Raw genomic sequence first — 10,383 nt, 5'->3', positions numbered from 1 at the left:
ATAGGGCGAAGAACGCCAAAAGCAGTGAGGAAAATTGCATTTCCTGAGCATTTCACATTGTCGTTTGAAAATTTGAAGCGGAGCCGTCTGCTGCTGCGCGGCAGGCGGGGTTGTTCAGAGCATCCCTTAAATACTGAAATAGACCGGGCAAACTGGTTTCAAATTGCATGTTCGACCGCATTGACACGCTCTAAATGGAATTTCAAACATACGCTCGCCACATTCGAAAAACCTCTCAACGCGAGCCATCACTGTTCCATTAACATCGTAAATATTTTCGGCGGGCTTTGCATTATTGTGGAATAGCCGTCGACCCGCCAGGTGCACCTGGCCCCGGTGGAACAGCCGCAACCGGAATCACTTGTGTCGGCGCATAGACAAACTGCCAGTCCTGATAGCTGCCTTTCCCGGCAAAGTCCTGATCGGCCTTGTCGAAGTTCCCGGTCTTGATCGGCGTCCCCTCGGAACGGCTATACACCCCCATAATGGTGCCGCCTGGGCCGGGTACTACCCCCCATTTCTTGCTGGCCGTGAGTGGATCAATATAGATTTTGCGCAAATAGCGCGTCAGGCTGACCTGGCGCTTGTCTTCGAGCAGGTCGCCCAGCTTTTTCGGATACTGCTTGACCGCACCCGGGGTGCGCTCGTAATACAGTCCGATCGCGCGCCGGAAGGCGTGACCGGCGAAGAGCAGTTCCTGTTCCTTGTCGCGTTGCGCTACCGTGTGCCAGACCATCGCGGTGGCCGCCAGCACTGCACCCATGATCGCCACCATGAACAACACCGCCAGATAGGTAAAGCCGCGCTGATGCATGGTTTACCAGCCCGAATACGGCGTGCCGTCGCGGCCGTTGCCAGGCGCGCCGCTGTGCAGATCGTATACGCCGCCTTTGTCGGCGTCGCCGGGTGGCACCACCACCCAGGTGGTGGCACTATCGGTGACCGGATCCACCGGCAGCTTGCGCAGATATTTTTTGCTGACCAGATCATCGAGGTTGTCGGGATAGCTGCCGGTATCGCCGTAATACTTATCGATGGCGTCGCGCATTGTCGACAGGTCCTGGTGCAGCACGGCTTCCTTGGTTTTTTCCACACTGTTGAAATAGCGTGGGGTGGCGATCGATAACAGCAGGGCGATGATCGCCATCACCACCAGCAGCTCGATCAGCGTAAACCCGCGCGCTGTTTTTCGGGTCATCACCACTCCCGGTACGGTACGCCGTTCAGGCCCACGCCCTTGCTCAGCGTATACACGTCGTACACATCATCGCCTTCCTGCGGGTCGTCGGGCGGACTTTTGTACGAGCGCTTGCCCCAGGTATCGGCCGCTGGGCTGGTGGTGTCCCGGCTGAACGGATCGCGCGGAATACGGCGCAGGAAATAGATTTTTCTGTGCGTGGGGCTTTTGGAATCTTCCACGCCCTCTACCAACACATTCAGCGTTTTTGGATAGCCGGAATTATCCAGGCCTTCTTTCTGGATAGGACCATTGGGCACGTCCCACATCTTCTTGTAGGCATCAATGGCGGAGCGGATTTCGCGCAAGTCGCGGTGCAGTTCCTGCTCTTTGGAACGCTGCACGCTCAGCTCGGTCATCGGCAAGGCAATGGTGGCCAGCAGCCCCACGATGACCACGGTGACCAGTAGTTCAAGCAGCGTGAAGCCGCGCGCATGCATCATTGCGGGTTGGCCGGATCGGGTGCCGGCAACAGCGTAGGGGTCGGCACCAGCGCCGGATCGGGCGTTGAATCCGGTGCCGGTGTGGGCTCAGGTGCAGGCGTTGCCGGTGCGGGCGCCGACAGCGGTGCCAGTGCAGGCAAAGCCGCGCCAGGCAAGCCGCGGGGCGCGACAGGAGCGACAGATGCCCCGGGCAGCATGAGCAGCGGCGGTGCTGCCGGTGTCGCTGTCACGGGTGGTTGACGCAAGGTCAATGGTGCGCCGCCGACCGAGGACTCGGTACCTGCGGCAAATTCGCTCTGATTCGCATCCAGCGGGGTCAGGTTGCGGATGATGTGCGGTGTAATCAGCAGAATGATCTCGGTCTTGTTGGCCTCGTTATGATGGGTGGAGAACAGATGGCCCAGCATGGGCAGGTCGCCCAGGCCGGGAATCTTGCTGGCGCTGCGCCGGTCCTCGTCGCTGATCAGCCCGGCCAGGATCTGCGTTTCGCCGTCCTTCAGGCGCAGCACGGTATCCGCATTGCGGGTACCGATCTGATAGGTAAGCGTGCCGCTGTTGCTGCGGATTTCGCGCACGATGTTGGAGACTTCCAGCCCGACCTTGATGCCCACCTCGTTATCCAGGTACACGCGCGGTTCCACATCCAGCTTCAGGCCCACGTCCAGGTAACTCACCGATTCCGACACGCCCACATTGGCGGTGCTGGTGGTGGTGATCACCGGCACCTTGTCGCCGATATGGATTTTGGCTTTCTGCTTGTTCATCACGCGGATGCGCGGGTTGGCGAGAATCTGCACGTCGCCGTCTTCTTTCTTCAGGTTCAGCTGCGGATTGGGCGACACCGCGATATTCCCCGCACCCAGGCTTTTCAGGGTATCGACGGTGAGGATGTTCTGGGTCTGCGACGGCGCGCTGACCACCGCGGTGCCGCCCTGGAAGGTCTGCGTGGTCTGATTGGCGATGTTCAGCGCGGTAAACGTGTTGGGGTACTGGATGCCCATATCCATCAGGCGGCTGCGCTTCACTTCCAGCACTTCCACTTCCAGCATCACTTCCGGCTCGGCGCGGTCCTGCGTGGCGATGAGTTTTTCGGCGAGGCGGATGGCGTCAGGAGTGTCGCGCATTACCAGCAGGTTGAGCTTTTCGTCGATGAACACGTCGCGGGTCTTGACCAGCGTCTTGATCATGTTGAGGGTCTGTTTCACGTCGGCGTTGCCCAGATAGAATGCGCGCACCATCAGCTCCTGGTATTCGCGCGCCTTGGCCGGCGTGTTGGGATAGATCAGCACGGTGTCGGCGTTGAGCACGCGCATCTGCAACTGGTTGGTCACCATCAGCAGATTGATGACGTCCTCAATGCTGGTGTTTTTCACGAAGATGGTCGATTTGAGATCGGGACGCACATCGTGATCGAACACGAAATTGATTTGCGTGGCGCGCGAAATGACTTCGAAGATGGCCTGCAGGCTGGCGTTGCGGAATTCCAGCGAAATCGGCTTTCGGAACGCCGCGCCCAGCGCCGGTTCGGCGGATTTTTGGGTGGCGGCGCGCTGTTCCAGTTCGCGGGCAATTTTGCGTGCAGCTTCCTGGCGTGGGTCTTCAGCCAGCACGGTGTGCACGATGGCCTGGGCTTCCTCGGTCTTGCCTGCCTTCAGCAGCGTGGCGGCATCCACCACCATGGCATCGTGGCGACGATCGTGACGGATACCCTTGATCGCATCGCTGGCGTGCTGGTTGCCGGGGTCGTACTGGAACACATGCTGGTAGGTGGCGTCGGCATCGGCATATTTTTTGGCTGCGCGTTCGGCATCGCCGCGGTTCAGCAGTTGCCGGATATACAGTTCCTTCTGGCGCAGATAATAGCTTTTGTATTCGATGTTGCCGGCATTCTGTTGCTGCGCCTTCTCCAGCGCGGCCAGGCCGGCTTCGATATTGCCGTGATGGATGTTGTCGCGGCCCTCGTCGAAGGCGCGGCGCCCGGCCGTACACGCGCCCAGCAGCAGCGCCAGCAGTAGCCCCAAACCGATTGTTCTGATCGTTTTCATCAATTCAAATTTCCTGTGGCGAGCGTCTGCTGCATGTTGAGCGGTAAATAAGTGAACACCACGCGTTGCGCTTCAACGCTGTCCACGCGATAGGTGCCGTCCAGGGTATCGCCCGGCTTCACGGCGTAATTCTGGTCCTGGCGGGTGAGGAAGACAGTCAGCTTCCCGTTGTCCAGCAGCTGGCCCATATAGGCGAACGGCAGGGGCGGCGGCGCGGGCGGTGGAGGCGGCACGGCGGGCAAAGCGGCTGGCGGCGGAGGGGGCACATACCAGGATTGCGTCTGGAAGACGTCCTGGATGTCGGTCAGCCTGGCATCGTTTGGGCGGTGCAGTTTATCGAGCGCGAGATGCACGTCGGCGCGCGTATCGACGCGTCGTGCGGTCTTTTCCTTGACTGGTGCCACCATTGCAGATGCCGCTTCGTCCTGGCTTTGTTGGTGTGCCCAAGCCACCGCGATCAGCGTGGCTGCCAGCGCGGCACCCAGCAGTATGCGGCGGGTACGCAGCGTCAGTGCCATCAATGCACCCCCGCCTGATCCGCATCGAGGAACAGCGTCAGCTTGATGTGCGCTTCAAGCTGCGCGGTGCCGATGGTTTCGCGCTTGAAACTGATATCTTCCAATGCCGCCACCGGCACATCCTTCAGCACCTGCGCAACAAAGCGGCGGATTTGCACATAGCTGCCTTTGACCGGCAGGGTGATCTGGTAGCGCGCCAGTTTGCCGGTACGGTCCGGTGTCATGCGGTATTCGCCCTGCGTCAGCACCAGGTCCTGCGCGGCCGCTGCGGCATATGTTTTATCCAGCCACTGCGTCGCGGCGGGGCCATCAAAAAAGCCGTAGAAGCGGGTCAGATCGTCCTGGCTGCCGGTGGCCGGAATCCCGTCGCGCGCGGCTTGGGCAATGCGGGTTTTGAGGGACTGGTTGGCCTGTTTCAGTTCGGCCAGTTGCGCTGTTTTCGGTTGCACGAGGGAGAGCGTCATGCCGCCCGCCAGCAGCAGCATGGCGAGGCCTGCCACACCGGGCCAGCCCAGGCTGTCATACAGACGGCGTAGCGTGGCGGACAGCGTATTCATGGCTGATCCGCCCAGTCGGCAAGCAGGGTGAAGCGCACCGGCTGTTCGGCTTCCTGGGTGCGTATTTCGTGGCTGGTCAGATAGATGTGCCTGAGTACGCGGCCCTGCTCCAGATGCGCGATATACACCAGCAATTGCGGCAGATTTTTGGCTTCTCCACCGATACGCACCCGATGTTTGGTGGCATCCGGCTGGATGGTCAGCAAGGCGACGTCCTTGTCGCGCGTGGTTTCCAGGGTCTGGAACAGCGCGTTCCACGGCAGGTCCAGCTGCTGCAGTATCGCATTCGCCTGCTTGATCTGTTGCTGCAGAGCTTCGGCATCCAGCGGCGGTGCGGCCAGTTTGATTCTGCTGTGGCGCGCCATGCTGTGCTGACGCGCTTCGGCCAGGTCGATCTGGCCGCTCAGCGTGCGTGCGCTATTCACAACCTGAGCCAGCCAGACGGCGCCGATTGCCAGCAACAGCACGCCGAGCCAAGCCCAGGGTCGCGGCGTGCGTTTGAAATCGAGGGCGAGTGCGGGCATGCTCATGTCAGGTTCCCAGCGCCATGGCATACGGCGCAGCGCTATCGGTATCAAGGCCGGGATGGGATCGCAGCGGCAGCCACTGCACCTGCCATTGACCGGCTTCATCCAGTGTTGCCGGTGGGGTGTCGGGTGCGGTCATCACCAGCTTGCGCGGCATCGTGCCGGTGCCGTGCAGGTGCCACTCGCGTTCCAGCAGCAGCGGCAGTTGCGCAGGCCAGTCGGCATCGACCGGATGGCTGCTGACGGCGTGCCAGCGGCCGTCGAGAATCAGTAGCAGCAGTAATTTCTGCTGTTCCACCTGCACGAACCACAGATCTTTTTCCTTGATGGCGCGCCGTGCCTGATTGTAGGCCGGCATCAAATGCGGCGCGGCCGAGCGCAGTGGCGATTGCGTCTGGCCCAGCGTGTCTTCCAGCCGCGTCAGCAGCGGCTGGTCCACCGCGCTGGCAAACCAGGCTGCGCCGCGCCGCGTGTTGCTGACTGAATAAGCCCATTGCGCTGCGGTATCGCCATACACCTGGGCAAAGCTCGCGCGCACGTACGCGGCGCGTTCGTCGGCGTTACTGATCTGTGCGCTCCACGGGATCAGCTGATAGCGCACGAAGTGATTCGACAACACCACATGCACGGCCAGACCGTGCCATTGGGGTGCTTGCTGCAATACCTTGGCCAGCACATCCAGGGCCGCCTGCCAGCCGCCGTCAGCGGGCACATCCACGATGCTTTTTGCCACCACTTGCGGGCGCAGCCAGCCGTGCGTGCGCACCAGCACGATGCGCTGCGGGGCAATGGCCAGCGTCAGACGGTCACGCCACAAAGGTGACACGGTTGATCTCCTGCAGGGTGGTTTCGCCGTTGGCCACCAGTTCCAGCGCGCCTTCGCGCAGGTAGCGCGTGCCGTTGCGGCGCGCGGCATCCTTGATCTTGCGGATCGGTTCGCGTGCCACAATCAGTTCGCGGATTTCGTCGTTCAGGTTGAGGATTTCGGAAATCGCCTTGCGCCCCTTGAAGCCGGAGCCGCGGCACTGGCCGCAGCCGTTGCCGGCGCGAAAGTTGTAGGCCGCGGTAGCCTCACGGGTCAGGCCGGAGTCGGTCAACAGCGCATCGGCGGGTTCATACGGCGCGCTGCAGTGCGGGCAGCTGATGCGCACCAGACGCTGCGCCAGCACGCCGTTCAGTGCCGACACGAAACTGTACGGGTCCACCCCCATGTGCATGAAACGGCCGATCACGTCGAACACGTTGTTGGCGTGCACGGTGGTAAACACCAGGTGGCCGGTGAGCGCCGCCTGCACCGCGATCTGCGCGGTTTCCGGGTCGCGGATCTCGCCCACCATGATTTTGTCCGGATCATGGCGCAGCACCGAGCGCAGGCCGCGCGCGAAGCTCAGGCCTTTTTTTTCGTTGACGGGAATCTGCAGCACGCCGGCCAGCTGGTACTCGACCGGGTCTTCGATGGTGATGATCTTGTCGTGGCCGTGATTGATTTCGGTAATCGCGGCGTACAGCGTGGTGGTCTTGCCCGAGCCGGTGGGGCCGGTCACCAGCACCATGCCGTAAGGCTCGCTGGACAGATGGCGCATCGCCTTCAGGGTGCGTTCATCGAAGCCGAGGAAATCCAGGCGCAAGCCTTTCACCTGGTCGGACAGCGCCTGCTTGTCGAGAATGCGCAGCACCGCGTCCTCGCCGAAGATGGAGGGCATGATGGACACGCGGAAATCCACCTCGCGGCCGCGCATCGACACCTTGAAACGGCCATCCTGCGGTACGCGCCGCTCGGCGATGTCCAGCTCGGACATCACCTTGATGCGCGACACCACCTGCTCGGCGAAATCGCTGCGCGGCACGCTGCCGACCTGGGACAGCACGCCGTCGATGCGGTATTTGATCACCAGGCCGTTGGCGACGGTTTCCAGGTGGATATCGCTGGCGCCGGTCTTCAGCGCATCGTAGAGCGTGGAATGCACCAGCCGCACCACCGGGCTGGTGTCTTCGCTGATGCTTTTCAGGGACAGGTCGGCGAGTTGCAGCGCGGCCGGGTCGTCGGTACCGTCCAGTGTCAACACGTTCTCCATGGCGCGCATCGATTCCTCGAAGCGCGCCATGAAAGCGGCCACGTCGGCGTGATGCGCGAGCTGCCAGACGAACGGCGCGGGCAGGCGTTCCGCGGCCCAGGCCTGCAGGCCGTGCACAAACGGATCACCGCAGACCAGCAGCAGGCACGCATCGGCGTCGCGAAACGCGATGCAGGTTTTTTGCTGGGCCAGCTGGAACGGCAGCAGGTCGAATGCGGGGGTGAGATTGTGCAATTGATCCATGCCCAACACCGGATAATGCAGCGTGGCACCCAGGCGCGCGGTGAATTCGGGCGCGGGCAGGTCGAGCTGTTCTTCCAGCACGTCGATCAGGCGGCGGCGCAGGCGAACCGCATCGGCGCGCGCCGCCTGCAGCAATTCGCCTGGGATGGGCGAGGCAGGTTCGGATGTGGCTGTGGGCGGCAGCAGCGTCAGGGTCGGGTTCGCGCTCACTGGATGCTCCCGGCCAGATCGAAGATCGGCATGTACATCAACACCACAATGCCGCCGATCAGCACGCCGATCACCGCCATCAGGATCGGCTCGAACAGACGCGTGAACCAGTCCACCCAGCGTGCCATTTCCTCATCGTAAAAGCCGGCGATGCGTTCCATCATTTCACCCATCCGCCCGGTGCGCTCGCCCACGCGCAACATGCGCAGGCTGACCGGCGTGGTGAGCTGGTGCGCTTCCATGGCCTGCGAGGTCGGCTTGCCCTCACGGATGTCGGTGGTGGCACGCTGCAGCAACCCGCGCAGCGTCGGGTGCAGCAGGCCTTGCACCATCTCCAACGCAGTCACCACCGGGATGCCGCCGTTCAGCAGCATGCCTACGGTACGGTAAAAGCGCGCCAGCTGGTACACGCGCATGCGTTCGCCCAGCGCCGGGATGCGCCACAGCTTCAGGCCTGCCCAGCGCCGGATGGCCGGCAGGCGTGCCAGATAAATAGCTAGCGCCACCATGCCCAGTACACCCATGCCGATCTGCACAGCATGGCCTTCCATGAATACGCCCCAGTGGATCAGCAGCCGCGACATCAGTGGCACGTGGCCGCCGACATCGTCAAAGATGCGGCTGAACTTGGGCACCACATAGCCCATCAGGAACAGCGTCACCAGACCGCCGACACTGACCAGCATGACCGGGTAGATCATCGCCGACACCAGCTTTTTTTTGACGATGTCGAGCTGGGTTTGATAGGCGATGTAGCGCGCCAGCGCTTCCGACAGGTTGCCGGTGCGTTCGGCGGCGCGCACCGAGGCAATGTAGAGCGCGGGAAACGACAGCGGGAATTGTTCCAGTGCCTGCGACAGGGTGCGCCCTTCATACAGCAGCGCAATCACCTGGCCGATGGCGCGCTTCACTTCCGGGCGGTGCTCCTTTTCTGCGAGGGTCTCGACAGCCTCGACCAGGGGCAGGCCGGCGTCGAGCAGGGCGAGCAATTCCTGGCTGAACAGCACCAGCGGGAAACGGGCGTGGTTGCGCGCGAACAGGGTGAGCGTGGTGTGCGCAGCCACGGCCAGCACGGTATAGCCTTGCTGTTCGGCCTGGCGGGTGGCGTCGAGCGGGTTGGAGGCGTCAAATGATAATGCCGTCAGGCCTTCACCGGCGCGCATGGCTTTGATGTTGAAACGCATCCGGGGTTACCAGTTGGTGATGTCGGCGTTTTCGCCGGTGCCGCCGGCCTGGCCATCCTTGCCCAGCGACAGCAGATCGTAATCGCCGTGCTCGCCGGGGTTTTTATACAGATAGGGCCGTCCCCACGGATCGGGTGGCACGGCTTTGACCAGATACGGGCCGTCCCATTTCGCCTCGCTGGCCGGCTTGGTGACCAGCGCCGCCAGGCCTTGTTCGGTGGTGGGGTAGTGGCCGGTGTCGAGGCGGTATTGGTCCAGCGCCTTGCCGAGCGAATCAATCTGATCCTTGGTGGCCTTGACTTCGGATTTGCCGATCTGTGCGAAATATTTGGGCGCCACATAACCCACCAGCAAACCGATGATGACCATGACGACCAGCAATTCCAGCAGGGTGAAGCCGCGCTGCGCAGGCTGGGTTTGTTTTACTTGCGGCATCCAATGTCCTTTGATTGACAGGGCTTAACAGTTGAGACTGCTTATCCTGCCTGCCAATTGTGACTCAGGTATTACCGCAGCAATTTTGGTGGAATTGGAATGGGTAAAACCAATTTTTTTGGGGTGGTATTTAGTCGGCCCTGCAAAATTCATTTAACGCCCCCCGCGGCGGCCCCCCCACGAAAGCCCCGCCGCCGGGTGAACTTTGCTGGAGCGGATTCGCGCGCAGTAACGCAGCCAACAGCGCCAGAAATATCGGGCGCAATAAAAGCGCCTTCAGGCCCAGACGAACCATCGCTCTCAGCAACCAGCGCAGGTTGTAGCCCGCGGCACAGAGCACCGCATGCAGCGCATCGCCAAGTTGTCCCGGTAGCCAGCACCGGCCCATGCGGTTATCCGACTTCAAATGCCCAATCGCCGGTTCCACCGCCTGCCGCCGCTTGAGCCAGCGGCGCTGTTGCTTTGTCAGCGACGTGTACTTGCTTCGATGGATGATCTCGACATCGGGGTTGTCTTTATCCACGCCGCGATAGCCCAGATCAACAACGACCTGCTTCGGTTGTCTTGCCGGTGTCCTCCAGCAGAATCGTGGTCTGCTCCAGTTGCCGGTTCAGGGCATGTCCGTCGTAGGAATTTCCGGGAAAGGTTTGCGCCCCGACGACCAGCCCGCTCTTGTGCGTGACGGCAATGCTGGCCTTGACGCCGAACTCGTAAGGCTTCCGGGCTTTCCCTTTCCCGATGCACTCGACTTCCGGGGCATGCAGGGCATAGAGTTTGGGATACTCTGAACAACCCCGCCTGCCGCGCAGCAGCAGACGGCTCCGCTTCAAATTTTCAAACGGCAGCGTGAAATGCTCAGGAAATGCAATTTTCCACGCTGCTTTTGGCGTTCTTCGCCCTATTTAACCC

12 protein-coding genes and 1 pseudogene are annotated in these 10,383 nt (G+C 61.7%); 1 reads left to right on the top strand and 12 read right to left on the bottom strand.

The window, feature by feature from the left end; translation table 11 throughout:
• Positions 1–306 (top strand): hypothetical protein (locus ACYCZJ_RS15965; RefSeq protein WP_461555215.1); only part of this gene is annotated, 306 nt, incomplete at its 5' end.
• Here ACYCZJ_RS15965 and ACYCZJ_RS15960 read toward each other — a convergent pair.
• The 12 genes and pseudogenes from ACYCZJ_RS15960 to ACYCZJ_RS15905 form a co-directional block, all read right to left on the bottom strand.
• Positions 293–814, bottom strand: coding sequence for a type II secretion system protein (locus ACYCZJ_RS15960; RefSeq protein ID WP_461555214.1), 522 nt, complete (start codon positions 812–814; stop codon positions 293–295). The genes ACYCZJ_RS15965 and ACYCZJ_RS15960 overlap by 14 nt on opposite strands.
• A gap of 3 nt (positions 815–817) precedes the next feature.
• Entirely contained in the window at positions 818–1,198 is a 381-nt protein-coding gene (locus tag ACYCZJ_RS15955; protein WP_461555213.1) for a type IV pilin protein, read from the bottom strand.
• The gene (locus tag ACYCZJ_RS15950) at positions 1,198–1,680 is read right to left on the bottom strand and encodes a prepilin-type N-terminal cleavage/methylation domain-containing protein (protein ID WP_461555212.1); all 483 of its coding nucleotides are present in this window, start codon (positions 1,678–1,680) and stop codon (positions 1,198–1,200) included. Before ACYCZJ_RS15950 ends, ACYCZJ_RS15955 begins: the two co-directional genes overlap by 1 nt.
• Positions 1,677–3,725: a secretin N-terminal domain-containing protein gene (locus tag ACYCZJ_RS15945; protein ID WP_461555211.1), complete on the bottom strand. Its 2,049-nt coding sequence runs from the start codon at positions 3,723–3,725 to the stop codon at positions 1,677–1,679. Before ACYCZJ_RS15945 ends, ACYCZJ_RS15950 begins: the two co-directional genes overlap by 4 nt.
• Positions 3,725–4,243, bottom strand: coding sequence for a secretion system X translation initiation factor (locus tag ACYCZJ_RS15940; protein ID WP_461555210.1), 519 nt, complete (start codon positions 4,241–4,243; stop codon positions 3,725–3,727). The genes ACYCZJ_RS15945 and ACYCZJ_RS15940 overlap by 1 nt, the downstream gene beginning before the upstream one ends.
• Positions 4,243–4,800, bottom strand: a complete 558-nt coding sequence (locus ACYCZJ_RS15935; RefSeq protein ID WP_461555209.1) for a hypothetical protein — start codon at positions 4,798–4,800, stop codon at positions 4,243–4,245. The genes ACYCZJ_RS15940 and ACYCZJ_RS15935 overlap by 1 nt, the downstream gene beginning before the upstream one ends.
• On the bottom strand, positions 4,797–5,330 hold the full coding sequence (locus ACYCZJ_RS15930; RefSeq protein ID WP_461555208.1) for a hypothetical protein: 534 nt from the start codon (positions 5,328–5,330) through the stop codon (positions 4,797–4,799). Before ACYCZJ_RS15930 ends, ACYCZJ_RS15935 begins: the two co-directional genes overlap by 4 nt.
• A gap of 1 nt (position 5,331) precedes the next feature.
• Positions 5,332–6,153 (bottom strand): hypothetical protein, encoded by an 822-nt coding sequence (locus tag ACYCZJ_RS15925; RefSeq protein WP_461555207.1) that lies wholly within the window; start codon positions 6,151–6,153, stop codon positions 5,332–5,334.
• The gene (locus ACYCZJ_RS15920; RefSeq protein WP_461555206.1) at positions 6,134–7,855 is read right to left on the bottom strand and encodes a GspE/PulE family protein; all 1,722 of its coding nucleotides are present in this window, start codon (positions 7,853–7,855) and stop codon (positions 6,134–6,136) included. The genes ACYCZJ_RS15925 and ACYCZJ_RS15920 overlap by 20 nt, the downstream gene beginning before the upstream one ends.
• Positions 7,852–9,039: a type II secretion system F family protein gene (locus ACYCZJ_RS15915; RefSeq protein WP_461555205.1), complete on the bottom strand. Its 1,188-nt coding sequence runs from the start codon at positions 9,037–9,039 to the stop codon at positions 7,852–7,854. The genes ACYCZJ_RS15920 and ACYCZJ_RS15915 overlap by 4 nt, the downstream gene beginning before the upstream one ends.
• Positions 9,040–9,045: 6 nt before the next feature.
• Positions 9,046–9,474, bottom strand: coding sequence for a type II secretion system major pseudopilin GspG (gspG, locus tag ACYCZJ_RS15910; RefSeq protein WP_461555204.1), 429 nt, complete (start codon positions 9,472–9,474; stop codon positions 9,046–9,048).
• A gap of 130 nt (positions 9,475–9,604) precedes the next feature.
• Positions 9,605–10,250: pseudogene (locus ACYCZJ_RS15905) on the bottom strand (transposase); the annotation flags it as partial.
• Positions 10,251–10,383: the final 133 nt, after the last annotated feature.

This window comes from Sulfuriferula sp., from assembly GCF_054605375.1.
Note: the sequence above shows the minus strand (reverse complement) of the source record. Positions and strands in the feature narration are given on the sequence as shown.

Bases quoted from the DNA above. Each gene is read 5' to 3' on its own strand.
- ACYCZJ_RS15955 (WP_461555213.1), bottom strand. From the start codon at position 1,198: ATGACCCGAAAAACAGCGCGCGGGTTTACGCTGATCGAGCTGCTGGTG.
- ACYCZJ_RS15945 (WP_461555211.1), bottom strand. From the start codon at position 3,725: ATGAAAACGATCAGAACAATCGGTTTGGGGCTACTGCTGGCGCTGCTG.
- ACYCZJ_RS15960 (WP_461555214.1), bottom strand. From the start codon at position 814: ATGCATCAGCGCGGCTTTACCTATCTGGCGGTGTTGTTCATGGTGGCG.
- gspG (WP_461555204.1), bottom strand. From the start codon at position 9,474: ATGCCGCAAGTAAAACAAACCCAGCCTGCGCAGCGCGGCTTCACCCTG.
- ACYCZJ_RS15935 (WP_461555209.1), bottom strand. From the start codon at position 4,800: ATGAATACGCTGTCCGCCACGCTACGCCGTCTGTATGACAGCCTGGGC.
- ACYCZJ_RS15915 (WP_461555205.1), bottom strand. From the start codon at position 9,039: ATGCGTTTCAACATCAAAGCCATGCGCGCCGGTGAAGGCCTGACGGCA.
- ACYCZJ_RS15940 (WP_461555210.1), bottom strand. From the start codon at position 4,243: ATGGCACTGACGCTGCGTACCCGCCGCATACTGCTGGGTGCCGCGCTG.
- ACYCZJ_RS15930 (WP_461555208.1), bottom strand. From the start codon at position 5,330: ATGAGCATGCCCGCACTCGCCCTCGATTTCAAACGCACGCCGCGACCC.
- ACYCZJ_RS15950 (WP_461555212.1), bottom strand. From the start codon at position 1,680: ATGATGCATGCGCGCGGCTTCACGCTGCTTGAACTACTGGTCACCGTG.